24 protein-coding genes and 1 pseudogene are annotated in these 26,100 nt (G+C 46.2%); 12 read left to right on the top strand and 13 right to left on the bottom strand.

Translation table 11 applies throughout. The features are described from left to right. The first annotated feature begins 125 nt into the window (after nucleotides 1-125). From KXZ66_RS05790 to wprA, 3 genes are all read left to right on the top strand, one after another. A complete protein-coding gene (locus KXZ66_RS05790; RefSeq protein WP_003245441.1) occupies nucleotides 126-1,031 on the top strand; it encodes a fumarylacetoacetate hydrolase family protein in 906 nt (301 codons plus the stop codon). Nucleotides 1,032-1,146: 115 nt separating this feature from the next. Continuing rightward, on the top strand, nucleotides 1,147-1,503 hold the full coding sequence (locus KXZ66_RS05795; protein WP_003244937.1) for a YisL family protein: 357 nt from the start codon (nucleotides 1,147-1,149) through the stop codon (nucleotides 1,501-1,503). A 167-nt stretch (nucleotides 1,504-1,670) separates the two neighbouring features. Further along, nucleotides 1,671-4,355 (top strand): cell wall-associated protease WprA, encoded by a 2,685-nt coding sequence (wprA, locus tag KXZ66_RS05800; RefSeq protein WP_032725363.1) that lies wholly within the window; start codon nucleotides 1,671-1,673, stop codon nucleotides 4,353-4,355. Nucleotides 4,356-4,385: 30 nt separating this feature from the next. On the opposite strand, the gene KXZ66_RS05805 is transcribed toward wprA, so the two are convergent. Continuing rightward, nucleotides 4,386-4,967 carry a DUF2777 domain-containing protein gene (locus KXZ66_RS05805; protein WP_072173901.1) on the bottom strand — a complete coding sequence of 194 codons (582 nt, stop codon included), beginning with the start codon at nucleotides 4,965-4,967 and terminating at the stop codon, nucleotides 4,386-4,388. A gap of 145 nt (nucleotides 4,968-5,112) precedes the next feature. On the opposite strand from KXZ66_RS05805, the gene asnB reads away from it, so the two are divergent. Then, nucleotides 5,113-6,957, top strand: coding sequence for an asparagine synthase (glutamine-hydrolyzing) (asnB, locus tag KXZ66_RS05810; RefSeq protein WP_032725365.1), 1,845 nt, complete (start codon nucleotides 5,113-5,115; stop codon nucleotides 6,955-6,957). 128 nt (nucleotides 6,958-7,085) lie between these two features. Here asnB and KXZ66_RS05815 read toward each other — a convergent pair whose 3' ends face one another. Then, entirely contained in the window at nucleotides 7,086-7,565 is a 480-nt protein-coding gene (locus KXZ66_RS05815) for a DinB family protein (RefSeq protein ID WP_080351446.1), read from the bottom strand. Between the two features lie 231 nt (nucleotides 7,566-7,796). On the opposite strand from KXZ66_RS05815, the pseudogene farP reads away from it, so the two are divergent. After that, nucleotides 7,797-8,622, top strand: a pseudogene (gene farP / locus KXZ66_RS05820) (farnesyl diphosphate phosphatase). Between the two features lie 30 nt (nucleotides 8,623-8,652). Here farP and KXZ66_RS05825 read toward each other — a convergent pair. Then, the gene (locus KXZ66_RS05825; protein WP_003233074.1) at nucleotides 8,653-10,020 is read right to left on the bottom strand and encodes an MATE family efflux transporter; all 1,368 of its coding nucleotides are present in this window, start codon (nucleotides 10,018-10,020) and stop codon (nucleotides 8,653-8,655) included. Between the two features lie 123 nt (nucleotides 10,021-10,143). Here KXZ66_RS05825 and KXZ66_RS05830 point away from each other — a divergent pair, with 123 nt between their 5' ends. From KXZ66_RS05830 to iolX, 3 genes are all read left to right on the top strand, one after another. After that, nucleotides 10,144-11,007: an AraC family transcriptional regulator gene (locus KXZ66_RS05830; protein WP_032725368.1), complete on the top strand. Its 864-nt coding sequence runs from the start codon at nucleotides 10,144-10,146 to the stop codon at nucleotides 11,005-11,007. Between the two features lie 17 nt (nucleotides 11,008-11,024). Beyond that, a complete protein-coding gene (gene degA / locus KXZ66_RS05835; protein WP_003245813.1) occupies nucleotides 11,025-12,038 on the top strand; it encodes a transcriptional regulator DegA in 1,014 nt (337 codons plus the stop codon). Between the two features lie 209 nt (nucleotides 12,039-12,247). Next, the gene (gene iolX, locus KXZ66_RS05840; protein WP_049140707.1) at nucleotides 12,248-13,276 is read left to right on the top strand and encodes a scyllo-inositol 2-dehydrogenase; all 1,029 of its coding nucleotides are present in this window, start codon (nucleotides 12,248-12,250) and stop codon (nucleotides 13,274-13,276) included. Nucleotides 13,277-13,327: 51 nt separating this feature from the next. Here iolX and KXZ66_RS05845 read toward each other — a convergent pair whose 3' ends face one another. Both KXZ66_RS05845 and KXZ66_RS05850 read right to left on the bottom strand, forming a co-directional pair. After that, nucleotides 13,328-13,837 (bottom strand): DinB family protein, encoded by a 510-nt coding sequence (locus KXZ66_RS05845; protein WP_019712359.1) that lies wholly within the window; start codon nucleotides 13,835-13,837, stop codon nucleotides 13,328-13,330. Nucleotides 13,838-13,886: 49 nt separating this feature from the next. Next, nucleotides 13,887-14,549 (bottom strand): LysE family transporter, encoded by a 663-nt coding sequence (locus KXZ66_RS05850; RefSeq protein ID WP_172861752.1) that lies wholly within the window; start codon nucleotides 14,547-14,549, stop codon nucleotides 13,887-13,889. Between the two features lie 67 nt (nucleotides 14,550-14,616). Between KXZ66_RS05850 and KXZ66_RS05855 the strand changes: the two genes are divergently transcribed. Next, on the top strand, nucleotides 14,617-16,071 hold the full coding sequence (locus KXZ66_RS05855; protein ID WP_103803898.1) for an aminotransferase-like domain-containing protein: 1,455 nt from the start codon (nucleotides 14,617-14,619) through the stop codon (nucleotides 16,069-16,071). 7 nt (nucleotides 16,072-16,078) lie between these two features. Here the strand turns inward: KXZ66_RS05855 and KXZ66_RS05860 are convergent, their stop codons facing one another. Next, nucleotides 16,079-16,717, bottom strand: a complete 639-nt coding sequence (locus KXZ66_RS05860; protein WP_049140709.1) for a pentapeptide repeat-containing protein — start codon at nucleotides 16,715-16,717, stop codon at nucleotides 16,079-16,081. Nucleotides 16,718-16,922: 205 nt separating this feature from the next. Here KXZ66_RS05860 and KXZ66_RS05865 point away from each other — a divergent pair, with 205 nt between their 5' ends. Then, on the top strand, nucleotides 16,923-17,729 hold the full coding sequence (locus KXZ66_RS05865) for an alpha/beta fold hydrolase (protein ID WP_032725375.1): 807 nt from the start codon (nucleotides 16,923-16,925) through the stop codon (nucleotides 17,727-17,729). Nucleotides 17,730-17,756: 27 nt separating this feature from the next. On the opposite strand, the gene cysC is transcribed toward KXZ66_RS05865, so the two are convergent. The 3 genes from cysC to KXZ66_RS05880 form a co-directional block, all read right to left on the bottom strand. After that, nucleotides 17,757-18,356 carry an adenylyl-sulfate kinase gene (cysC, locus tag KXZ66_RS05870; protein WP_003245829.1) on the bottom strand — a complete coding sequence of 200 codons (600 nt, stop codon included), beginning with the start codon at nucleotides 18,354-18,356 and terminating at the stop codon, nucleotides 17,757-17,759. Then, the gene (gene sat / locus KXZ66_RS05875) at nucleotides 18,353-19,522 is read right to left on the bottom strand and encodes a sulfate adenylyltransferase (RefSeq protein ID WP_038829192.1); all 1,170 of its coding nucleotides are present in this window, start codon (nucleotides 19,520-19,522) and stop codon (nucleotides 18,353-18,355) included. Before sat ends, cysC begins: the two co-directional genes overlap by 4 nt. Nucleotides 19,523-19,634: 112 nt before the next feature. Next, a complete protein-coding gene (locus tag KXZ66_RS05880) occupies nucleotides 19,635-20,345 on the bottom strand; it encodes a phosphoadenylyl-sulfate reductase (RefSeq protein WP_125121301.1) in 711 nt (236 codons plus the stop codon). Between the two features lie 186 nt (nucleotides 20,346-20,531). On the opposite strand from KXZ66_RS05880, the gene KXZ66_RS05885 reads away from it, so the two are divergent. Next, a complete protein-coding gene (locus KXZ66_RS05885) occupies nucleotides 20,532-21,218 on the top strand; it encodes a 2-phosphosulfolactate phosphatase (protein ID WP_125121302.1) in 687 nt (228 codons plus the stop codon). Next, nucleotides 21,215-21,973, top strand: coding sequence for a phosphosulfolactate synthase (locus KXZ66_RS05890; protein ID WP_021479581.1), 759 nt, complete (start codon nucleotides 21,215-21,217; stop codon nucleotides 21,971-21,973). The genes KXZ66_RS05885 and KXZ66_RS05890 overlap by 4 nt, the downstream gene beginning before the upstream one ends. A gap of 44 nt (nucleotides 21,974-22,017) precedes the next feature. On the opposite strand, the gene KXZ66_RS05895 is transcribed toward KXZ66_RS05890, so the two are convergent. From KXZ66_RS05895 to KXZ66_RS05910, 4 genes are all read right to left on the bottom strand, one after another. Further along, a complete protein-coding gene (locus KXZ66_RS05895; protein ID WP_009966972.1) occupies nucleotides 22,018-22,647 on the bottom strand; it encodes a YitT family protein in 630 nt (209 codons plus the stop codon). A gap of 95 nt (nucleotides 22,648-22,742) precedes the next feature. Then, nucleotides 22,743-23,858, bottom strand: a complete 1,116-nt coding sequence (locus tag KXZ66_RS05900) for a mandelate racemase/muconate lactonizing enzyme family protein (RefSeq protein ID WP_101501986.1) — start codon at nucleotides 23,856-23,858, stop codon at nucleotides 22,743-22,745. An 8-nt stretch (nucleotides 23,859-23,866) separates the two neighbouring features. Next, nucleotides 23,867-25,135: an MFS transporter gene (locus KXZ66_RS05905; RefSeq protein WP_014476404.1), complete on the bottom strand. Its 1,269-nt coding sequence runs from the start codon at nucleotides 25,133-25,135 to the stop codon at nucleotides 23,867-23,869. Between the two features lie 111 nt (nucleotides 25,136-25,246). Further along, nucleotides 25,247-26,095 (bottom strand): GNAT family N-acetyltransferase, encoded by an 849-nt coding sequence (locus KXZ66_RS05910; RefSeq protein WP_219144846.1) that lies wholly within the window; start codon nucleotides 26,093-26,095, stop codon nucleotides 25,247-25,249. Nucleotides 26,096-26,100: the final 5 nt, after the last annotated feature.

Consider the following 26,100-nt stretch of genomic DNA (forward strand, 5'->3'; position numbering starts at 1 on the left):
GTATGATATGTAGAGCAAGCCCGTCCTGAAACGAAATGAAAACGGAATTGAGAAAAAGGGATTTCAGCATTCGACAGAGAATACATGAAGGAGCATTCTGATTTAAAAGATGATGGAGGAATAACATGAAATTTGCGACAGGGGAACTTTACAACCGAATGTTTGTCGGCCTGATCATTGACGATGAGAAAATTATGGATTTGCAGAAGGCTGAAAAAAAACTGTTTGAACTTGAGACGATTCCGGGATCGCTGATTGAATGTATCGCAGAAGGGGATAAATTCGTTGCGCATGCAAGGCAGCTGGCCGAGTGGGCAAAGAAACCGAATGATGAGCTGGGATCATTTATGTATTCATTATCTGAGGTGAAGCTCCATGCACCCATTCCGAAGCCATCAAAAAATATCATCTGCATCGGCAAAAACTACCGGGATCACGCGATTGAAATGGGGAGCGAGGCTGATATTCCGGAGCATCCGATGGTATTTACAAAATCGCCGGTAACGGTTACGGGGCATGGTGATATCGTAAAGAGCCATGAAGAGGTTACCTCTCAGCTTGATTATGAGGGAGAACTTGCTGTCGTGATCGGAAAAAGCGGGACTCGCATTTCAAAAGAAGATGCATATGACCATGTTTTCGGATATACGATTGTGAATGATATCACTGCGCGTGATCTGCAAAAAAGGCATAAGCAGTTTTTTATCGGAAAAAGCTTGGATACGACATGTCCGATGGGGCCCGTGCTTGTACATAAATCATCGATTCAGGAGCCAGAGCGCCTCAAGGTTGAAACAAGAGTCAACGGCGAGCTGCGCCAATCCGGTTCGGCAAGCGATATGATCTTTTCCATTCCGGAATTAATTGAAACCCTCTCAAAGGGGATGACGCTTGAAGCGGGCGACATTATTGCCACCGGTACGCCGTCTGGTGTCGGCAAGGGGTTTACGCCTCCAAAATTCTTGCGGTCAGGTGACAAAATTGATATTACAATTGACCCGATCGGAACGCTGTCAAACCAAATTGGCTGAATAAAACTCGAGGGCGGACCCGGACCCGCCCGTTTTTTCTGATAATCATCTTTGTGGCAGAGGACAAGTTCATGGTACTATAAGTGGGGTAATTTATCTGATAGGGGGAACATGTATGACACACCTACATATTACGACATGGGTGGTAGCGCTGATTCTGCTTTTCGTCAGCTACTCGCTGTATTCGTCAGGAAGTGCAAAGGGCGCAAAAATCACTCATATGATTCTGCGGTTATTCTATATCCTTATTATTTTGACAGGAGCTGAGCTGTTTGTCCGTTTCGCCAACTGGAACGGAGAATACGCCGGCAAAATGATTCTGGGCATTATCACCATCGGCCTGATGGAAATGCTCCTCATCCGCAAGAAAAAAGAAAAATCAACAGGAGGCCTGTGGGTCGGCTTCGTCATTGTCCTTTTGCTGACAGTGCTGCTCGGTCTGCATTTGCCAATTGGTTTTCAATTGTTTTAATAGAAAAACCTATGAACCCGGCTCTTTGATAGAGTTGGGTTTTTTTATATTTATCCCCTCATATTCCAAATCATTTAAAATAACCTTAAAATTCCCTGTAAGCGGTATCTCGTCCTATGAAATTATGATACCTTCAAGGAGATTCATTATTTTGCAGGAGGGATAACATGAAACGCAGAAAATTCAGCTCGGTTGTGGCGGCAGTGCTTATTTTTGCACTGATTTTCAGCCTTTTTTCTCCGGGAACCAAAGCTGCAGCGGCCGGCGCGATCGATCAGGCGGCTGCTCTGGAAAACGGCAAAGAGCAGACAGGCGCCATGAAGGAGCCGGAACAGGTGAAATGGTACAAAGTGACCCCGGGAGCAACGGATATTCAGAAAAACTCACATATGGCACTGACCGTAAAGAGTGATTCAGTACTGAATGTATCTGTATATCCAAGTAAGGAAAAAGCGCTTAAAGATGAGACGTTTGAGATGTACCGTTCTTTCACAGCGGAGGATGGAAAAAGCGAAGTCATCTTTCCATACGCGTGGAGCGGCCCTTACTATGTAAAAGTTGAATACCTCGGAGAAGAAGAGCCAGAGGACGAAGGAACGGCAGAAGCAGCTGCAGAAGCCAAGTATACGATTGGGTATAAAGGCACCAAAAAACAGCCGTCAGATTTAGAAGAGGAAGAAGCTTGTCCGGTTGAAATGAGTGTCGATCAGAAGAAATCAGGAAAAGGCATACTGGATAAGCTGAGAGCGATTCGTGATGAGCAGCTGAGCCAAACAGCAGAAGGCAAAGAACTGACAAGCCTTTATTACAAAGCAGCACCGTTTATCGTTGCAAAACTCGCACTCAATAAAACAGCAAGAAATGAAATCTATCAGGATCTTGTGACATTAAAGCCGTTATTTGACGATGTGTCAGAAAACGGAGCATCATCTTCGTATAAGGTAACTGAAAAAGATCAAAAAGCGATCAACCGGCTATATGATAAAGCTTTGCAATCAGTCCCGTCTTTCCTTAAAGAGGAGATAAAGAAACAAGCGGACCGACTAAATATGAAGCAGCTGCAAGGCAAAACAGCCGGAGCCATTTTAACAGAAAACAATATTGCAGCAAAAAGTGAAGTTCAGACAACAAAGGTTATTTTCAAGGTGAAGGACAATAAAAGCCTCTCATCCGTACATAATGAAATGAAGGGCTTTTCTGCAAGCGCGCAATCGAAAAAAGACATATCCAATGTGAAAAAGGCAAAGAAACTGTTTGACAATCTGTATTCATTTGAACTTCCGAAAGACGAGAAACAGAACGGCGCATATACGGCAAGCGCCAAAAGGGTCAAAAGCGCTGCTGCGACACTATCCAAGATGTCCAATGTAGAGTTTGCGGAACCCGTGCAGGAATACAAAAGCCTGGCAAACGATATTCAGTACCCTTATCAATGGCCGCTTAAAAACAACGGTGAAAACGGCGGTGTCAAAAATGCGGATGTGAAATATGAGCCTGCCAACACATTGCTGTCCAAACGCAAGCTTAACGATACACTCATTGCAGTAGTAGACACAGGCGTAGACAGCACGCTTGCTGATTTAAAAGGAAAAGTAAGAACAGATCTCGGACACAATTTTGTCGGACGGAATAACAATGCAATGGATGATCAGGGGCATGGGACGCATGTCGCAGGCATTATTGCGGCCCAAAGCGATAACGGCTATTCAATGACTGGATTGAATGCCAAAGCAAAAATCATCCCTGTAAAAGTGCTTGATTCCGCAGGTTCCGGAGATACTGAACAAATTGCTCTCGGCATCAAATATGCTGCTGACAAAGGAGCAAAGGTGATTAATTTAAGTTTAGGCGGAGGCTACAGCCGCGTGCTTGAATTTGCTTTGAAGTACGCAGCTGACAAAAATGTCTTGATTGCCGCAGCCAGCGGGAATGATGGAGAAAATGCCTTATCTTATCCTGCATCTTCTAAATATGTGATGTCAGTCGGCGCAACGAACCGCATGGATATGACCGCTGATTTCTCTAACTATGGAAAAGGTCTGGACATCTCTGCTCCAGGGTCTGATATCCCGAGCTTAGTGCCGAACGGAAATGTCACGTACATGAGCGGAACGTCTATGGCGACGCCGTATGCTGCCGCTGCTGCAGGATTGCTGTTTGCTCAAAATCCTAAGCTGAAAAGAACAGAAGTTGAGGATATGTTGAAAAAGACGGCAGATGATATTTCCTTTGAAAGTGTCGATGGCGGAGAAGAAGAGTTGTATGACGATTATGGCGATCCGATTGAAATTCCGAAGACACCTGGTGTAGACTGGCATTCAGGCTACGGGCGGCTGAACGTCATGAAGGCTGTCAGCGCAGCTGATTTACAGCTTAAGGTCAACAAGCTGGAAAGCACTCAAACAGCTGTCAGAGGAAACGCGAAGGAAGGCACACTTATCGAGGTGATGAACGGCAAAAAGAAACTCGGCAGCGCCAAAGCCGGAAAAGACAATGCGTTCAAGGTTAATATCGCGCCTCAAAAACAGGATCAAGTACTGTATGTGAAAGCAACAAAAGGCGATGCGAAAACATCGTATAAAGTTGTCGTCGTCAAAGGAAAACCTTCCGGCACACCGAAAGTAAACGCGGTGAAAACGAAGGATACGGCAGTAAAAGGGAAGGCAAACAGCAAAGCGATGATCAGAGTGAAAAACAAATCAAAGAAAGTCATTGCTTCTGCCAAAGCTGACGCAAAAGGAACGTTTTCGGTGAAAATCAAAAAACAAAAAGCCGGAACGGTGCTGTACGTCACGGCTGCGGATACAGATAAAAAAGAAAGCAAGGAAGCAAAAGTTGTTGTTGAAAAGTAACCAAAAAGCGGTGCTCGATGCACCGCTTTTTTATTTGCGCCCCCGTTGGACTGCTGAATACATAATGGATCGCTTTCCGTTTGAAGCCGTCCATTCAAAACGGTCTCCTGTCCCTTCGTTGCTGTAGTGATGCTGCATCGCGCATTGTGCGGTGTCATTTGAAAAGTGATAAAAGGACACACCCTGCCCCGCCGAAGTATTCGAAAAGACTCCTTTATTATAAGAAAAGACGCAATCGAATACCGATAAGCCGAAGCTGTGCAAGTGCTGCAGAAATGCGAGAAAGGTTTCGTCGTCAAGCGAATCCAAAAGCGCCATGAGCGGCCGCTTGACTGATTTCTCATAGCGGATGCGTTCTCCCCCGGAAAGGGAGATGTTTTCTTCACCGCATGCCAGAACCAATTGATCCTGGAAGCCGGCTTGCTCCCACTTTCCTTTATGATGGACCCAGATTGGGCTGTGTTGGAGAGTGTCCGCCAAAAGTATATCACCTTCTCCGTTTTCGATTAAACAGATGCCGTCTTCGATGAGGATGGTGCCGTATTCCCATTTTCGTTCCTCTGTATATATCAATTGTTTCCGTTTCATCCATGCTGTCTCCTTTTTCTTCATTCCTCTCTTTTCTTTCCAATTCAAGCCTGTCCCATACAACTCTTTTATGGACAAATCAACTATCTGCCTATAGATGCATAAACTTACTAAGGTGCTGAAAGAAACGAAATTGTTACGACAGAAACGGGATTGGAGCTGATATCACATGTGTGGAATTACGGGTTGGGTCGATTTTAAAAAGCAGCTCGTCCAGGAAAAACAAACGATGGACAGAATGACAGACACTCTTTCCAAACGAGGGCCTGATGATTCAAACGTTTGGGGGGAGCACCATGTTTTATTCGGACATAAAAGACTTGCGGTTGTTGATATTGAAGGCGGACGCCAGCCGATGGCGTGTACCTATAAAGGGGATACGTACACCATTATTTACAATGGCGAGCTTTATAACACGGAAGATTTGCGCAAAGAATTGCGGGCGCGGGGCCATCAATTCGAACGTACGTCAGATACCGAGGTGCTTCTGCACAGCTACATCGAATGGCAGGAAGACTGTGTCGACCATCTCAATGGCATATTCGCTTTCGCTGTGTGGGATGAAAAGCGTAATCTGCTGTTTGCCGCGAGAGACCGTCTCGGCGTAAAGCCGTTTTTTTACACGAAGGAAGGCTCTTCATTTCTCTTCGGGTCGGAAATCAAAGCAATCCTCGCGCACCCTGATATAAAAGCGCGAGTGGACAGAACGGGACTTTCTGAAATTTTCGGTCTTGGACCGTCCAGAACCCCGGGCACTGGCATATTTAAAGGCATAAAAGAAATCCGCCCGGCTCACGCGCTGACATTTTCCAAAGACGGACTTAATATTTGGCGTTATTGGAATGTTGAAAGCGAAAAACATACGGACAGTTTTGATGACACGGTTGCCAATGTCAGATCGTTATTTCAGGACGCGGTGACGCGGCAGCTTGTGTCGGATGTGCCTGTTTGTACGTTCCTATCAGGCGGTCTGGACTCAAGCGCAATTACAGCGATTGCGGCGGGCCATTTTGAAAAGGAAGGAAAAGCACCGCTTCATACTTATTCGATTGATTACGAAGAGAACGATAAATATTTTCAAGCAAGCGCATTTCAGCCGAATGATGACGGACCATGGATTGAAAAAATGACAGAGACTTTCGGCACGACGCACCACAAATGCGTCATCAGCCAAAAAGATCTCGTTGATCATTTGGAGGAAGCTGTACTGGTCAAAGACTTGCCGGGAATGGCGGATGTCGACTCATCCCTGCTGTGGTTTTGCCGGGAAATCAAAAAGGACTTTGTCGTCAGCCTATCGGGAGAGTGCGCGGATGAGATTTTCGGCGGGTACCCGTGGTTCCATACGGCAGATGTTGAGTCTGGCTTTCCATGGATGAGATCAACGGAGGAGCGGATCAAGCTGCTTTCTGACTCATGGCAGAAAAAATTGAATCTGAAAGAATACGTAAATGGCAAATATGAAGAAACCTTGGCAGAAACGCCATTATTAGATGGTGAAACGGGTGTGGATAAAGCAAGAAGACAGCTGTTCTATTTAAATATGCTTTGGTTTATGACGAACCTTTTGGATCGGAAGGATCGCATGAGCATGGGGGCGAGCCTGGAAGTGCGGGTGCCGTTCGCCGATCACCGGCTTGTGGAATATGTTTGGAATATTCCGTGGGAAATGAAAATGCATGATAATCGGGAAAAAGGCATTTTACGCAAAGCGCTTGAAGGTATTTTGCCTGATGACATTCTGTATCGCAAAAAAAGCCCGTATCCGAAAACCCATCATCCGGAATATACAAAAGGCGTCAGCGAATGGCTGAAAACGATCAGAAGCCAAAAGGACTCCGTGCTCCATACCTTGCTAGACAGAAAACAATTAGATCAGCTTTTAGAAACGGAAGGCTCCTCCTTCAAGGTGCCGTGGTTCGGGCAGCTCATGAAGGGGCCTCAGCTAATCGCCCATCTTGCTCAAATTCATACATGGTTTGAAGCGTATCGCATTGATATTGACGAGAGGTAGGTTCAATGCAAATGTGATTAAAATCCAGAGATGTATAGATTTAAATAAGAAGGATAGATGAGCAGGGAAATATATGCTCTATCTATCCTTTTTTGTACAACGCACTATCGAATTGCCCCCGCATTCCTTCAATAAGAATGAATAGGTTTTAATGTTCTGCCGATAAAACCAGCTGATACCGGGCTTAACTTTAATTCCCTAGCCCATACAGAAAGTTGACCAATATGGTGAATTTCGTGAGCGATGATATGGTGTAATATTTCATCTCGCGTATATAAAACACCTGTCTCCCAAGGAACGCTTACAAGTTCATCTTTTATTTGATCTGAATGTGTTTGTAAAACATCAATTATTTCAGTTCGGAATGTATTTGAGAGAGATTTCACTTTATTGAGTGTTTGATAATCAGCGAACTGAACAGCGATATCTTCTTTTCCTTGGATAGCACGAATCCAACTATATTCCACATCAATAATATGAAAAAGGGTATATAAAATATTCTCTACTCCGCCAAGACGGTTTTTAAGTAATTCTTCAGTGGTTAGTTGATGACACCAAGTAAACCATTGATCTCTAACCTGCCAGTTATATTCAAAAAATTTTATCACTGAACTCACTCCAATACTATCATGTATCATAACAATTAGCCCTTTTTTCCGTGATTCCTCTATTATTGAAGTGATGATTGAGAAATGTTTACATTCTACCTGTTGTATGGCATTAAAAATAATAATGTATATCTCGTCGATGATGCTGTACGTCTTGTTACTTTTACAAAGTAAGAATCGGCATTTTCTTCATATACAATTAGGAAAAAACATACTAGACTTGAAGAAGCAGTGATACATAGGAGTGAGAAAAATGAAAGAGATAAAAGAAGCTTACCAGCAATGCGGACAGATTGTTGGCGAATACGCGCCAGCCTGTTTCAAAGCATTATCATATCTCCCGCTAAAGCAAAGACAAGCCTCTTCGGCAGTATTGTCGTTTTGCCACACGGTGGCCAGTGCAGACGAAAAGGTATTGCCCGCATTTGAAGCTAAAGCTGATCATGTTTACCAAAGGACAAATAACGGTAATCAACATCTATGGAAGGCTTTTGATCATGCGTATCGGACCTTTACATTGGAAAGCGAACCTTTTCGGGAGTTTATTGCCGTACAAAAAGAAGACGCCAAGCCGTATGATGACCTTGATGAACTGCTCATGTACGCATATCGGACGGGCGGTTCTGCCGGATTGATGCTGCTGCCGATACTGACACGCCGAAAACAAGATCAGCTCAAACAAGCAGCCGTCTCTCTCGGCTTGGCCATACAGCTGGTTCGCTTCTTAAGTGATCTTGGCACAGATCAGCAAAAAAACCGCATTCCCCGTCAGGTAATGCAGCAATTCGGCTATACAGAGGCTGATCTCCAAAAAGGCACCGTAAATAAAGCGTTCACAATGACGTGGGAGTATATCGCTTTTGAAGCAGAAGCCTACCTTGAAGAGTGTCAGGATGCCTTGCCGCTATTTCCGCAGTATTCTCAAAAATCGGTGAAAGCCGCTCTTCATTTGCACCGGGCTGTTTTAGAAAAAATCCGGGCGAAGCAGCACGATGTATTTCAACATCACTTCGCTCTCACAGAGACCGAAGTGAAGCAGATTCTCTCTGATATCTAAAAAAACACCCGGCCTTGATTGAGCCGGGTGTTAAGCCATACCTTTTTGAATCCAGATACGTGAGCGCCATCTTCTGTACATTAAGATTCCCCGGACCCATTCATCCGCGATAAAAGAAATCCAAATGCCGGCAAGACCGAAACCGAGGTGGATGCCGAAAAGATAAGCAAGCGGGAGGCCGATGCCCCACATTGAAATCATTGCCATGTAAACCGGGAATTTCGCATCCCCTGCGGCCCGCAGAGAGTTAATGATGATGACATTAAACGAGCGGCCTGGTTCAAGAATAATGGTCATGGCAATCAATAGGCTTGCAGTTGCTATAATATCAGGGCTTTGTGTGAAGAGGCCGATCAGGTCTTTTGAAAAGATCGTCATCAAAACAGATGTAGCCGCAGCAATTCCGAGTGCCCAATATAAGCTCTTCATGCAGCGCTCATAAGCGGCATCAAATTGTTTGCCGCCGATATAACGGCCGATTAAGATTTGTGTACCCTGGCTGATCGCAGTGCCGAACAGCAAAATAAACATCGTAATATTTTGCGTATACACTTTTGTTGTCAACGCCTGCGCGCCCATGATGGCGATAAAATACGTGACTATCATTTGCGACAGGTTGTATGAAAGCTGCTCTCCCGCAGAAGGAATGCCGATTTTCAGCAGCTTGCGCAAATGCTCTTTATGCATATGAAAGACTTTTTTCAGCGACATCTTCAGCTGGATGCGTTTGTTGACAATCACAATCATCGCGATTAATCCGATGACGCGGGCGATAGATGTGGACATGGCCACACCGGCAACACCGAGAACAGGAAAGCCGAACAAACCGAAAATCACAACAAAGTTTCCGGCAATGTTTAAAATGTTCATGCCGATAGTGACAAACATTGTATCTTTTGTGTAGCCGTAGCTTTTTAAGATCGCGCTGAATGTCATGATTAAAGCCTGAATAAAGGACAGACCTCCGACAACTTGTAAAAAGACTTTCGCATCAGGCATCAGTGCGTCTGATAATCCCATCATATGAAGCAGAGGGACAGCCGCGAAAAAGACGACGGCGCTGATGGCCAGGCTGATGAAGAAGTTGGCGCCGATTGACACATAAGCGACTTCCATGGCTTCTTTCTTTTGCCGTGAGCCTAGAAATTGTGAAATGATAACGGTCGTTCCTGTTGCGATAAAGCTGAACATCACGATAATTAAATTTAAAATCTGGTTGCTGACGCCGACTGCTGCCACGCTGTTATCCGAGTATTGGCTGAGCATCAGTGTATCGGCATTACCCATAAACATATATAATGAGACCTCAATAAAGATCGGCCAAGTAAGCGAAAATAATGAGAACGTTTTGTCAGCGGGTTTTTTCAAAGCAGTTGATTTGAAGACAGCTTGTTTCATAGTGTCTAACCCCTTTCGTAAATAAAATCAACGTTTTAAAGTGTACCTCCATTTCCTTATAATAAAAAGGGATAGAAACGATACTTCTTGTAAAAATCCGACTTAAAAAGGAGGATGATTCAAATGCCTCGCATCCTGTTTACAGTCCCGCCTTTTCCGGTATTTATCGCAGCTGGGGAAGGGGTTTTTAAAAAAGGAGAAACCCATGTGAGACGTGTATTCTCCGTGTTTGATCTGATATATGTCAAACAGGGAACGTTATATATAACGGAAAATGAAACATCGTTTTCTGTTGAAGGCGGCGAGTACATCTTGCTTTCTCCCGGTCTTGAACACTACGGGACGAAGGGCAGTGATGAAGCAACCTCCTACTATTGGCTTCACTTCGATGAACATCGATATGAATTTACGGCAAAGGGAGGCAGCAACTGGTCTGAGCTTCAGCAGGAAAAAGGGAGCTTCGAAGAGCCGGCCCGCTACGGATTGGCTTTGCCGAGAAAAGGCAAGGTGCAGCGCCCGCAGTTTATGGCCCAGCAGTTTGAAAGACTGATTGATTACTCCGCGGAAAACTCTGATTTGCCCCTCAGAAAGCAAATCTTATTTGAGGAGCTGATGCTGCATCTTCAAAAAGAAGCGTTCCAAATACCGTCTGCGAAAGAGCGGGTAGCCTGGGAGGCGGCCCGGTACTTACAGGAGCACTATAAGGAAAAGACGACAATCAAGGATCTGTCGCTCGCCCTTCACTATCATCAGGATTATGTGAGCCGCTGCATGCAGCAGGTGCTCGGCGTAACTCCGGCACAATACACGAACCGGGTGAGAATGACGGAAGCGAAGCGTCTTTTATCCTCTACAAATGATAAAATGGGCGTTATTGCGGAAACGGTCGGAATGGAAGATCCGACATACTTTTCAAAACTCTTTAAGCAGATAGAAGGCATTTCACCAATTGAATACCGGAAAATTGTCAGCCGGAAAGTTCAATAACCAGACGAGGGATGAACATGAAAACAACAATTTACGATGTGGCAAAGGCGGCGGGTGTCTCGATCACAACTGTGTCCCGTGTGATAAACAATACGGGGAGAATCAGCGATAAAACACGGCAGAAGGTCATGAATGTCATGAATGAAATGGCATACACGCCCAATGTCCACGCCGCGGCGTTAACGGGAAAACGAACGAATATGATTGCTCTCGTGGCGCCTGATATTTCAAATCCGTTTTACGGCGAACTGGCCAAAAGCATTGAGGAAAGAGCGGATGAGCTCGGTTTTCAAATGTTGATTTGCAGCACCGATTACGATCCGAAAAAAGAAACAAAGTATTTTTCAGTGCTGAAACAGAAAAAGGTGGATGGCATTATTTTTGCAACAGGGATTGAAAGCCATGACAGTATGTCTGCTTTGGAGGAAATCGCCAGTGAACAAATTCCGATTGCCATGATTTCTCAGGATAAGCCGCTTCTTCCGATGGATATTGTTGTGATAGATGACGTTCGTGGCGGATATGAGGCTGCCAAGCATCTTCTGTCACTCGGCCACACGAACATCGCCTGCATTATCGGAGACGGGTCAACGACAGGCGAAAAAAATAGAATCAAAGGCTTCCGTCAGGCGATGGAGGAAGCGGGCGTGCCCATTGATGAATCACTTATCATCCAGACGCGGTTTTCCTTGGAAAGCGGCAAGGAAGAAGCGGGAAAATTACTCGACAGGAACGCTCCGACTGCTATTTTTGCCTTCAACGACGTATTGGCTTGTGCCGCCATACAAGCTGCGAGAATAAGAGGCATAAAAGTGCCGGATGATCTTTCTATCATTGGTTTTGATAATACGATACTCGCAGAAATGGCGGCTCCGCCCCTGACAACCGTAGCCCAGCCGATAAAAGAGATGGGGCGGAGCGTCATCGAACTGCTGGCAGAAGCAATAGAGGGAAAACGAAAGGCGAAACAAAAAATAGTGCTCCCGCCTGAGCTTGTAGTCAGACATTCTACATCACCGCTCAACACATGAGCCCGCTAATGAGCGGGTTTTTTCATTATGACAGTTGAAGCAAAAAAAAACATATTGCGTGTAAACCAATGGCAGTGTAAAATGAAACCATCTTTTGAGAAAGCGCTTGCGCAAAATGGCAGAGCGGATAGAACCGCTGTTTTTTTAGTTGTTAAGAGAAAGCGCTTTCTCAAAGCGAGCCTGAAATGAGATAAAGGAGAGGATGGGACGTGGAACATCAAGTAAGATGTGCAGTATTGGGATTAGGAAGGCTCGGTTATTATCATGCGAAAAATCTCGTCACCAGTGTGCCGGGGGCAAAGCTGGTTAGTGTCGGTGATCCGTTAAAAGGGAGAGCGGAGCAGGTTGCCAGAGAACTCGGTATCGAAAAATGGTCAGAGGACCCGTATGAAGTGTTAGAAGATCCCGGCATTGACGCTGTCATTATCGTAACGCCGACAAGCACACATGGTGATATGATCATCAAAGCAGCCGAGAACGGCAAACAGATCTTCGTTGAAAAACCGCTGACATTAAGCCTTGAGGAATCAAGAGCAGTTTCTGAAAAAGTGAAGGAGACAGGTGTCATCTGCCAAGTCGGCTTTATGAGACGGTTCGATCCAGCATACGCAGATGCCAAACGGCGGATCGACGCTGGAGAAATCGGCAAACCTATCTATTATAAAGGCTTTACGCGCGACCAAGGCGCGCCTCCCGCAGAATTTATCAAACACAGCGGTGGAATTTTTATTGACTGTTCCATCCATGACTATGATATTGCCCGTTATTTGCTAGGGGCGGAAATCACTTCTGTTTCAGGCCACGGCAGGATTCTGAACAATCCGTTTATGGAGCAGTATGGCGATGTGGATCAGGCGCTGACGTATATTGAATTTGACTCCGGCGCAGCGGGGGACGTCGAGGCAAGCAGAACCTCTCCATACGGACATGACATCCGGGCGGAGGTGATCGGGACAGAGGGCAGTATTTTCATAGGGACATTGAGAAATCAACATGTGACCATCCTATCGGCTAAAGGGAGCAGTTTTGATATCATTCCAGACTTTCAAACTCGTTTTCATGAAGCCTACTTCTTGGAGCTTCAGCATTTTGCCGAGTGTGTCCGTGATCGAAAAACACCGATTGTGACAGATATTGATGCGACGATCAATTTAGAAGTGGGTATCGCCGCAACCAATTCCTTTCGAAGCGGCAGGCCGGTACAGCTAGATGTGAAGCGCGCTTATACAGGTATGTAAAAGCTAACATGTTGCATTTGAGGCTTTCCGCCAAAAAAAAGCAAGGACATTTTAGCCCTTGCTTTCTCTTTTCTCATATAAATAGTACATATAATCAGTAGGTACTCCTGAATGGTCCAGCTGTCTCAGCATGGCGGTTACGTTCCCTCTGTGGTAAGTGCCGTGATTGACGACATGCAGGATGGTGTCTGCATAGGTTGATTCCAGTGTACCTAGTTTCGGATGCTGCATTGTGAAGGTCTGTTCTAAGTCCGTCTGGCGGCTGAAGAAATCATGATACTGTGACTCCAGCTCGGCAGCGTGCTGTTTAATCGCTGCCATATTACCTTGCGCGGACTCTAATTTGCCTGCGCTGTCTATAATCTCTTGGTAGGCCACTCCCGAAAGAACATTCAGCCAAATGTAGTCAGCCCTGCACATATGAAGCAGCACGTCGCTGACAGAAGGAAATACGCTCTTTACTTCTTGGTAGGCAGTTTCCTCCGGCAGGTTTTCGATATGGGTAAATATTTTCTTGTTTGCCCAAGAATGATAGTCATAAAACTGTTTTGCATCAGTCATCAGCATGCCTCCTTTTCTAAGAAATTCGTTTTTTTCATCTGTTTCTCCTTCAATTGCAAAAGAGTGACACCCCAAAATATCCTGCCGCTGCCCACATTACCGCTGCAGAGCATTTGTTTACGATCAGCATAAGCCTGCCGCTCGTATCTATCGTCTGAAACAACCGGCCCGCTATTGCAAGGCTGATAAACCAAATCCAAGACACAGCGATGCAGGCGGCCATAAAGAGCCATTTCTCAAGCCCCGAATATTGAAGAGAGCTCGTGCCGATGACGCCGATCGTGTCCAGAATGGCATGCGGGTTTAAAAGAGAAACAGCGGCCGCAAATGCAACTTGCTTTTTTGGTGTGAACGTATGTTTCTCGTTTTGGCTTGTGTTCGGACGGCTGTTCCAAGTCACCCAGCCCATATAGAGCAAAAATAAAAATCCGCCGACCATCATGACTGTCTCAAACACAGGCAGCTCCTGCACAATGACAGACACGCCCGCAACGGCTAATACGATTAACAGGGTATCGCAGACTGAAGCACTGATGACAGCTGGGAGAGCCCGCCAAATATGCTTTTGCCACGCGCCTTGCTGAAAAATATACACATTCTGCACTCCCAGCGGCAAAATTAAGCCAAACGCGAGCACAATTCCGTGAATGATTGCATTCATGCTGAAAAAGCTCCCTTCACATTTTTTTTCAATCATAAGAGAGATTGTCACTAAAGTCTCCAGCCATTTGGTTGGGTTAGGAACCAGCCAAATGTATAATGTGTAAAAAAGGGGGGGCATGACCTTGTCGCAATGGCAGCCAAGCCGAAAGTCGGATGTTCCGCTGCATCGGCAGATCGAACAATATATGAAAGACAAGATTCTTCACGGAGAGTGGGCTGTAGGGACGAAAATCCCCTCACAGAGAACGCTGGCCGACATGTTTCAAGTCAACCGCAGCACAGTCACAGCAGCCATAGATGAACTCACGTCTCAAGGCTTGTTAGAGGGAAGAAGAGGCGGCGGTACGAAGGTTGTAAACAGTACTTGGAGCGTGCTGGCGGCTGAGCCTCCGCTTGATTGGAGCGATTACGTCCGTTCGGGCATTCATCGCGCCAATTCTTCCATCATTCAAGCTATTAATCAGAACGAACCAAGAGCGGATATCATCAGATTAGGAACTGGAGAACTTTCACCGGATCTTGTGCCTGCTGACACAATTGGACGGATGTTTCAGCAAATCAATCCGGGCGTCCTGTCTTTAGGATATGAGCAGCCGAAAGGAAACCGTCAGCTGCGGGAGGCAGTGGCCGACCATTTAAAAGGAAAGAAGATCCATGTGTCACCGTCTGCAATTTTAATTGTGTCCGGTGCACTTCAGGCACTTCAGCTCATCTCAATTGGACTTTTAAAACGAGATTCTGTCATTTTGACGGAGAAGCCGTCCTACCTTCAATCCTTGCATGTATTTCAATCAGCTGGGATGCGGCTTCGCGGCTTGCCGATGGATGATGAAGGGGTCAAAGCGGGGCTTGTTTCTTCTAATCGAAAACAATATGGAGGACAGCTGCTTTACACGATTCCGTCGTTTCATAATCCGACAGGCACAGTCATGTCAGAGCAGCGAAGGAAAGAGATCATCAGCCTGTCAAAAAAAGAGCAGCTGCCCATCATTGAGGATGATGCGTACGGTGATTTATGGTTTGAAGAAAAACCGCCGCAGCCGTTGAAAGCAATGGATCATGAGGGCAATATTCTGTATCTGGGCACGTTTTCAAAAACGGTTAGCCCCGGTCTGCGAATCGGCTGGCTTGCCGGTCCGGAGCCGGTTATTGAAAGGCTGGCGGACATTAAAATGCAGACAGACTACGGATCAAGCGGACTGTCCCAGTGGGCGGCTGCCGAGTGGCTGTCACAGGGGTATTATGAAGAGCATCTGACTTGGGTACGCAGGAAGCTTAAAGAAAGGAGAGACGCCGCCGTTCATTTTCTCGAGCGGTATGCCGGGGACATTGCCACGTGGCGGATTCCCGCAGGCGGCTTTTATATTTGGGTGACATTTCACAAAAACCTGCCTGTTAGCCGTTTCTTTTATGGATTGCTGAAACGGCAGGTGCTTGTGAATCCCGGCTATATTTATGACGGTGAAGACCGAAACAGCATCAGGCTGTCATATTCCTATGCATCTCTTGGAGATTTGGAAACTGGCATTAAAGCGGCAGCTGAAACAGCACGCCGCCTGATGATGTCCTAAGCTTTGGTTATACGATGACAGCTCCCAGTGCCCTGGCGAAGGCAATCGCATGCTCAGGTGCGATTTTGCAGCCTTTCAATTTGTCGAGGGAGACATGAAGCTGTTCAAAACGGCATGTGCTGATGTCCATGTTTTGAAGGGACGTGCCGGTAAAGCTGGCGCCTTCCAATTCGCATCCGTCAAAGTGTGTCTGCTGGAGCACCGTATCGCTGCATTCACTTTGCATAAGAGCACAGTGATCAAATCGAACTTGTTTCATATTTGAATACGAAAATGAGCTGAAATGTCCGTGGCATTCCTCGAATGAAACATTCCGCAGCGTTGCTTCCGCCACATTCATTCCAACCATTTTTGACTGCTTAACTGAAGTTCTGTGAATGACAGCCCCGCTGAAATCGGCGTTTGATAAATCGCACTTTTCAAAGATCACATCGGTCAGTTCAATATGCCGAAAAGACACATCGATAAAGACGACATTTCTGAATACCGTTTTTTCAACACAGAGTCTTTCGATATCTTTGCCGCAGATGGTACAATCTTCAAACAAATGCATGCTGATTACATCATCCTGCGTCATGGCATCATGAAAATCTGCGGTTTGCAGGTTTTCTGGTATGTTTGGTTTTTGAATTGCGATTTTATTCATGTGATGACATCCTTTGCTGCCCGAAAAACAGAGGCTTCCGGGTTCAATTTAATAGATCGTTAAGGAAATTGATACATATAGTAAATCGTGAAGAGCCTTTTCTTGGTACAGCAGCCCGCTTGTTTTGTAAGCATAAATGGAAAGATTCCTATACGTCAAGGCGTTTACAGGCCGAAAAAGCCAAAGGGAACAGGAGGAATGCGGAATGGGGCATTACGTCAAAACCGAGGAGCATGTGACACTGTTTGTAGAGGATATCGGACATGGAAGGCCGATCATCTTTTTGCACGGGTGGCCGTTGAATCATAAGATGTTTGAATATCAAATGAATGAGCTTCCGAAAAGGGGATTTCGTTTTATCGGCGTTGATTTGCGGGGATATGGGCAATCTGACCGCCCTTGGGAAGGCTACGATTATGACACGATGGCCGATGATGTGAAAGCAGTCATTTATACGCTGCAGCTTGAGAATGCGATTCTTGCCGGTTTTTCAATGGGCGGCGCCATTGCAATCCGTTATATGGCAAGGCATGAAGGAGCCGATGTTGATAAGCTGATTTTACTGTCTGCAGCAGCCCCTGCGTTTACAAAACGCCCGGGTTATCCGTACGGGATGAGGAAGCAGGATATTGACGATATGATTGAATTGTTCAAAGCTGATCGGCCCAAAACACTGGCTGATTTAGGGAAACAGTTTTTTGAGAAAAAAGTGTCTCCAGAGCTTAGACAGTGGTTTCTCAATCTGATGCTGGAGGCTTCCTCCTACGGGACGATCCACTCGGGCATCGCATTAAGAGACGAAGATCTCAGAAAGGAACTTGCTGCAATCAAGGTGCCGACGCTGATCCTGCACGGGAGAAAGGATAAAATTGCGCCGTTTGATTTTGCGAAAGAGTTGAAGCGCGGCATCAAACAGTCGGAATTGGTTCCGTTTGCAAACAGCGGGCACGGAGCATTTTATGAGGAAAAAGAGAAGATCAACAGTTTGATTGCGCAGTTCTCCAACTCATAAGAAAAAACCCGACATTGATCGGGTTTTTTATATAATTCCTCTGTTTTGAAGTGCGTTAATGATGAGATCAGCTCCATCGGAAATAGAGGTCTGGTCTGACTCAATGATGAAATCGGGTGAAAGCGGCGCTTCATACGGAGAATCGATCCCGGTGAAATGTTTGATCTCTCCGTTTCGCGCTTTTTTATAAAGCCCTTTTGGATCGCGCTGTTCACAAACATGCAGCGGGCACTTCACATAAATTTCGAAGAACTCACCTTTAGGAAAGAGCGCTCTAACCATGTCCCGATCCTCTCTGAATGGAGAAATAAAAGCCGTTAAAATCATTTGCCCGCTGTCGACAAACAGCTTCGCCACTTCCCCGATCCGGCGGATGTTTTCAATCCTGTCACCAGTCTGAAATCCAAGGTCTTTGTTTAAGCCGTGGCGGATATTATCACCGTCAAGCACGTAGCTCTGAATGCCCTTGCGGTAAAGCTTTTCATCGACTGCATTGGCCAGCACCGATTTTCCGGAGCCGGACAAACCTGTAAACCAAAGGACGCAGCTTTTGTGTCCGTTTAAGGACTGTCTGTCAGACTTTGAGATGGCAGCGGGATGCCAAATGATGTTCGGATTGTGTGTCATTGCAATTCCCCGCTGTTTTGTTTGATGGCAACAGGCTGTTGGTGAAGTCCCTTGATCAGGACGGCTGCGACCTCAGGCCGGCTGAATTCTTTAGGCGGCTTTTTGCCTTGGCGGAGAAGCTCTCTCACTTTTGTGCCTGATAAGTGGATGTGGTCTCTTGAGCTGTGCGGACATGTTTTGGAGGTGCCCATGTTTCCGCATTTTCGGCAATAAAAGCTGTGCTCAAAAAACATCGGCTTGATGCCCAGCTCTTCCTCTGTGAATGATTGAAAAATATTTTGGGCGTCGTATGTTCCATAGTAGCTGCCGACACCCGCGTGATCACGGCCTACAATAAAATGGGTGCAGCCGTAATTTTTTCGGACGAGCGCATGGAAAATCGCTTCCCGCGGACCTGCATAACGCATGGCGGCAGGGAAAACCGATAACATGACACGATCCTTTGGATAATAGTGATTAAGCAAAGCCTGGTAGCTCTCCATTCTGATATCGCTGGGGATATCGTCTGACTTTGTTTCTCCGACAAGCGGGTGAAGCAGCAGACCGTCGACCGTTTCTAACGCTGTTTTTTGAATGTATTCATGCGCTCTGTGAACAGGGTTCCTGGTTTGAAAGCCGACAATCGTTTTCCAGCCGAGTTTTTGAAAGGCTGCTCTTGTTTCTGCGGGCGTTGCATAAAACTGTTCGAAAGATTTGTCAGGCAGGCGGCTGACCGTGATAGGCCCTCCGATATAGTAATCTGGGCGCGCCAGCAATTTTTTTACGCCTGGGTGGGCAGGATCGTTTGTTTTAAAAACAGACAGTGCTTCTTGTGTTTTATCAGGCTGGTATATATCGGTGACTGTGATCATGCCGTAGGTAACACCGTCTTTCACAAGCTTGACGTGATCTCCGGCAGACAGCTGTTTTGCTGTTTTTTCTCCGACAGGCAGCGTAATCGGCAGGCTCCACGGCAAGCCGTTTGCCAGCCTCATTTCCTTCACAACACGATGATAATCTTTTTCTCCCAAAAAACCTGTTAACGGGCTGTATCCGCCGATCGCGATAAGCTCCAGATCACTCAGTGCAAGCTGATCCAGCTCTGCTTGGCACGCGCACCCTTCAAAATGGCATGCGGGATCACAGCGGTTGATTAATACCCCTCCATGGGGTTCGTTTCCATTCAACGTGTTCAACCTCCAATTATACGTTTCCTTGTTTTCTTTTCTGCGGTTAATGAAAGTTTGACATCAGCGTCTCAACATCATTTCGATTCTCACATCAAGAACCTGCCATCCGCTATTCCTGATGCAGGCCGCATTCTGTTTTCTCCCGTCCGGCCCATCTTCCAGCCCTCTCATCGTTCGGGTCCGGGGAAGGCAATGTACACATTTCACAGCCTATGCTCGGATAATGTTGATCGTGCAGTTTGTTATAAGGCAAATTGTGCAGGCGGATGTACGTCCAAACGTCATCCCATGTCCAGTGGATGAGCGGGCAAATTTTGATGAGCTTAAACTTCTGGTCCAGGTTTACGTATTGAATATGCTTTCTCGTTGGCGACTGCTCCCGGCGCAGTCCTGAAATCCAAGCTGTCATGCCGGACAGGTGCTTTTTGAGCGGTTCAATTTTCCGCAATTGGCAGCAGAGGTTCGGGTTATGCTTCCATAGCTCTCCGCCGTACTTCGTCCCCTGGTCTGTTAAGCTCAGCTCGGGTTCGAGCATCTGGATTGCAAATCCCGGATATCGCTCTTTGACGGTCTCGATCAGCTCATATGTTTCCTGAAAATGAAGCCCGGTATCCAAAAAGATGATGTGTGCGTTTTTGTTGATTTTTGATATTAAGTCTAGAAGCACCATTCCTTCTGCGCCAAAGCTGCATGCGTACACAATCTTTTCTCCGTACGTTCGGTAAGCCCACTTCAACACATCGAGCTCATCGATCAATTGATCCGTTATCTGTTTGGACAGCATGTCGTTCCATGTGTCATATGTGATGGTTTCGTTCAACGTTTTCCCCCCGTTTGCATCTGCTTTTTTTATCTATTGATCGAGTTATAGGCAGACTATTCATTTTTTGCATAAAGGTTCAGGGTTTTTACGTGCCGCGCCCGCCTAAAATGAGGTGCGGAACCATTAAGAGCCCGGCTGAATATGCTTTTTAGCAAAATGGTTTTATGCCCAAGGAGAGGTAGTATGCCGATTGCCATTTATCAGGGGCATCATCATTCGCTTGCCCCGGCGGACATTAACATCGTCATTGATGTCATCAGAGCTTTTACGGTCGCCCATTATGCGTTTATCGGCGGGGCGAAAGAGATTTTGTTGGTCCGGACAGCTGATGAAGCCTTTGCGCTGAAAGACACCTATCCGGATTATGTATTGACGGGAGAGGAAAAGGGGGTCGGTATCAGCGGATTTGATTTAGATAATTCTCCAAAACGCATGGCAGGGCAGGATATGGCGGATAAGTGCCTGATCCAGAAAACAACAAACGGCGTCACAGCAGCATTGGGGGCGCTGAACGCAAAGCATCTGTTCGTAACTGGATTTTCCAATGCCAAAACAACGGCAGAGCATGTGAAAAAGCACGCCGCAAACGATTGTGTCATAAACATAGTGGCTTCCCATCCATCCGGTGATGACGATATGGCGTGTGCGGAGTATATCAAAGGCATCATTGAAGGGACAAATGCGGTAACGGCTGCGGAGGCGATTCAAAGAATAAAACGCTCTTCTGTTGCGGAGAAGTTTTTTGACAGCCGCCAGCCATTGTTTGATTCGGAAGACATCGTTTACTGTACAAAAGAACTGACGGGCGATTTCGTGATGAAAGTGAAACAAGATGGAGAAGTTCCAACGATAGAGAGGGTCATAATATGAATGATTTTTCACTAGAATTGCCAGTGAGAACAAACAAGCCGAGAGAAACCGGGCAGTCCATTTTAATTGATAACGGCTATCCCTTGCAATTTTTCAAAGATGTCATAGCCGGAGCGTCCGACTATATTGATTTTGTGAAATTCGGCTGGGGCACATCATTACTTACGAAAGATCTTGAAGAAAAAATCAGCACACTGAAAGAACATGACATTACATTTTTCTTTGGCGGCACACTGTTCGAAAAGTACGTAAGCCAGAAAAAAGTGAATGAATTTCATCGGTACTGCACCTATTTCGGCTGTGAATATATTGAGATTTCAAACGGTACGCTCCCGATGACAAATAAAGAGAAAGCGGCTTTCATTGCCGATTTTTCTGATGAATTTCTTGTGCTCAGTGAGGTGGGCAGCAAGGATGCGGAATTAGCAAGCCGGCAAAGCTCTGAGGAATGGCTTGAATATATCGTTGAGGATATGGAAGCGGGCGCGGAAAAAGTGATTACAGAAGCCAGAGAAAGCGGAACGGGAGGGATCTGTTCCAGCAGCGGCGATGTCAGATTTCAAATTGTTGACGACATCATTTCCTCGGATATTGATATCAACAGGCTGATTTTTGAAGCGCCTAACAAAACGCTTCAGCAAGGGTTTATTCAAAAAATCGGGCCGAATGTGAATCTGGCCAATATTCCATTTCATGATGCCATCGCGTTGGAAACGCTGCGTTTAGGGCTAAGATCCGATACCTTTTTTCTGTAAAATAGCGGCTGCGGGGCTCTCGTCGTGAAGAGAGCCTCTGCCTATTATTTTTTATGGCGGTACATAGGCGTGAGATAGGGAAGTGAGGTCAGACGGATGTTGTAGATGAAGTCGATGACTCTTGTCGATATCACTTGGCATATGAGGGCTTGAATGACGATGCCCCAGTCAATAATAGACGCGGTGACCATAAAAATGATGCAATTCATGATGAGCAGGATCGTTCCGGGATTCCCGCCGCGGTAGATAGAAATCATCAGAGCAAGTGCTCCGAACCCTCCGTTTGAAATTTTATATTTGTATAAAAGTCCGATGCCGAGTCCCAATAACACTGCGCCGCTTGCCAGATCAAGCCACAGATTAGATGTGATATCCGGAAAAACCGCATCAAAGATCAATACCGAGACAGAGGTGACGGTGATAGAAGCGAGGGTGCCGGTGAATGTTCTCATCTCCAGCCATTTTAAAGCGGTAAATAGCATTGATACATTCACAGCCCACACTGAAAATCCGTGGGGGATTTGAAACAGATAATGCAATAGCACCGCAATACCTGCTGCACCGCCTGTTGGAATATCATGCGGAAATAAAAACAAGGACATGCCGAGTCCCTGTAGTACGCCGCCTACGACAATCATAAACGTAAGTTTTGCTTTCATCAGCAGTTCAGCCATTAAGTCATTTGCTCCTTTATGAAAAGACTTGTCCGCTGTTTTCATTTTATGAGGCTGTCCATTATTTATGTCTCAAAATAAAGAAATGGCCCAGCTTAATATGCTGAGCCATCCCACTTGTAGCGATTGACGATCTCCATATTGATCTCTGTTCCAATGCCTTTTCCTTTCGGGATGTGGACCATTCCTTTTGAAGGCTGCAGGCTGACGAGATCTGTAAAAGGATTCTCCATGACGTCCCACTCGATCGGTTCAATGTGATCGTTCTTCATTTTAGACCATGGGGGCAGACAGGCTTGTGCAAATAAAGCATAGAGTCGTGAGAGCGATCCGTCATATGCATGGGCGGATGCTCTGACGCCGAAATAACGCGCGAGCTGGAGGCAGTCCCGAAACTCATCAATTCCGTTGACATGCATGACATCGGGCTGAATGATATCCAAACAGCGCTGTGAAAGGAGAGGCACATATTGCGCCGGGCCTTTCATGTTTTCTCCACCGGCAACAGGAACAGACAAACGGCTTCGAAGCATAGCGTAATCCTGCGGGTGATCAAAGGGCAAAGGCTCCTCAAGCCAGCCAATGTTCGTCCATTCGGAGAAATAGCGCTCCCATTTAAAAGCCGCAGCGGCATCGTAGCTTTGGTTTGCGTCCAGAATCATCGTAATGGAGCTGCCTGCTGTATGCTGCAGCGCATTGATGTGCCGGACATCCTCCTTGAATGAAGCCCCGCCAATTTTGACTTTGATTTGCTCAAACCCTTTTTTCAACTGGGCTTCAACATTGGAGACTGAGCGGCTGATCCATTGCGGGGAGTCTGAGTACGATTGAAAAGACGCGTACACAGGAATCTCCTCTCTGTATCGCCCGCCCCATAATTCGCAAACCGAACAATCCGCAGCTTTGGCTGCAATCTCTGTCAGCGCCATGCTTACAGCGGAGGCCGCCCGCTGGTGCCATTTTTGAATCGTGCGCACTAATGACAGGCGGCTGCCGGCCTGTTTTCCTAATAGAAACGGGATGATCCGCTTCGTAAAACCGACATGGAGAGCAGGGAGCCAATCAACGCATTCTCCCCAGCCGTCTATCCCGCTTTCGGTGATAATCCTGATGAGATAACAAGTCCGATATCGTTTAAACCCATTGGCATCTCCGTATGGCTTTTCTAATCGGTGAAATAGCGGAAAGGTTTCAATCCGTACAATTTTCACACTGGGTGCTACCTTTCCTCAGCGGGCTGGAGCCGATTTCCAGCCATTTTAGGGTCTTCTTTTTCTTTTGTTTCTTCATTGTTTTGCTTCACATGGATGAGCATCATCACAAGAATCCCGACAACGAGAGTCAATCCCGCGATGCTTAAAAACATGCCGGGTCTGGACCATTGCATCAGGCGGCCGAAAATCGGAGGACCGATCGCTACCCCTAAGAAACGTACAGAGCCGTACAGCGAGGTGACAAATCCCCGTCTTTCTTTGCCGACAGCCCCGGTAATAAAACTGTTCACACAAGGAAGGACAAGACCTGAGCCTATACTGCTCAGTACAAGAACACTGATAAAAAGGACAAGATTTTCAATGAATGACAGTGCCGCGTAGGATACGGTCATGAACGCCAATCCAAGTACGATCAGCTTTTTCATTAACGATTGCTTTTGCCCGATTTTGCTTCCTGTTGTATAGGACGTCACACACATAACCAAAAGCGGGATCGCTAAAATCAAGCCTTTTTTCACGCCGTCGGTGTCGTATGTTTTTTCAAGAACATCTGAGAGATAAAACAGGATGCCGAATAAAGTAAACAAACAGGTCGCACCGGCTAAATAAGCGGTAAACAGCCATCTGCCTTCGTGTTTAAAGACACTTAACAGCCCTTTTGCATATTTTCCGATTGGTGGCGGTTCTTTTTCCTTTTTCTTTTCTTTAATAAAAATCCAAGTCAGTACGATCGAAATGATACAAAACACAGGAAAGGCAAAAAACGCGCCATACCAGACAAGCAGGGCGATCAGCGAGCCAATGATCGGCGATAGCACTTTCCCCATGCCGTTTGAAGCTTCAACAAGGCCGAGCACCTTGCTCTCCTGGGCGCCTTTAAACAGATCTCCCGTCAGTGCCATGGCAATTGGGCCGGTTCCGGCTGCCCCGATTCCCTGTAACGCTCGTCCTGCCATGACCCAAGGATAGGCATTGTCAAAAAAACCTGCCGCAAACCCGGCTAACAAACCGCCGGCACCATACAAAATTAAGCAGGGAATAATGATGACTTTCCTTGAGAATCGGTCTGCGAGATAACCGACAATCGGAATCGCAAATGCTGCAATCAAGGAAAATACTGTGATCACGAGACTGACTTGAAATTGTGATAAATGAAGTTCAGATTTCATTTTTGGCAAAATCGGAATAAGCATCGAGTTTCCTAGGGTTAATATTAAAGGGATTGAACCGATTGCTACAACCGTCATTCCATTATTTTGTTTTGATGATTCCATCTCAGAGCACACTCCTTTTCTTCTGCTTAGAATGTCCCTGATGGCTTCGTTTATTCAGCGATCAGACAGCAAAAAACCGAACAGAAGATACCTGTTCGGGAAAAAAGAGGGTTAACCGAGAGCCTGTGAAATCAAAGCATATAAGTGTCCATTTTGAATAGGCGCTTTTTTCTGATAAAACAAAAGCGGAGGTTCATCATCTTTACGAAATCCCATTTCTATCAGGCTGTCATGCAGAGACGTGTGTTCACTCGGTATATCGATTCGCATCGGCCCTTGTTTGCCGGCCGCCAGCCTGTTAATTATTTGTGCTGCAACATCTGATGATGCAGCGATGATAGGGCCGAATTTCAAATTGGCCGGTGTCTGTACAGAAAGTCCGTAGCCAATTAGCTGTCCGTCATGATTTCTGGCGATGATACATTCGCATGAAGCAGAAATAAGCTGCTGCAAAAGATTTGATCGATCTCCGCCAAAGGCTTCCAGATCCGCCGCGATTAAGTCGTGAAAATCTTGTTCTCTAAAGGATGTCAGTTCAGCATCAAGCTTTTTTGTATAAGGTTGAAAACTGTGACAGCTGTACTTTCGCACTGAACCTGCCGTATGAAAACCTGCTTTTTCATAAAGCGGCAAACCTTCTTTTGTGGCGCAAAGCCTGATGGCGGTGTTTTCACCCGCTTGGGTGATACAGGCGTTTACCATACGCCGGCCGAGACCGAGCCGTTGATATTCTTTGTCCACGATCACGAGGCCGATAGAAGCAAGCCGGTCAAACAAAAACAAGCCGATGCAGGAAATAATATCACCGCTGACATTTTGATAGCCGTAAAAGCGTCCTTGCTGGACAAGCAGTGCCAGCTCTTGTTCGCCGTAATCCGGCCACCCAGCTTGCCTGCAAAGCCGCAATAGACTAGGGATATGTTCTTCATGAAGCTTAATCAGCTTATCGATTATCCTCATACAGA

Source organism: Bacillus sp. LJBS17 (assembly GCF_019334685.1).
Classification (GTDB): domain Bacteria; phylum Bacillota; class Bacilli; order Bacillales; family Bacillaceae; genus Bacillus; species Bacillus subtilis.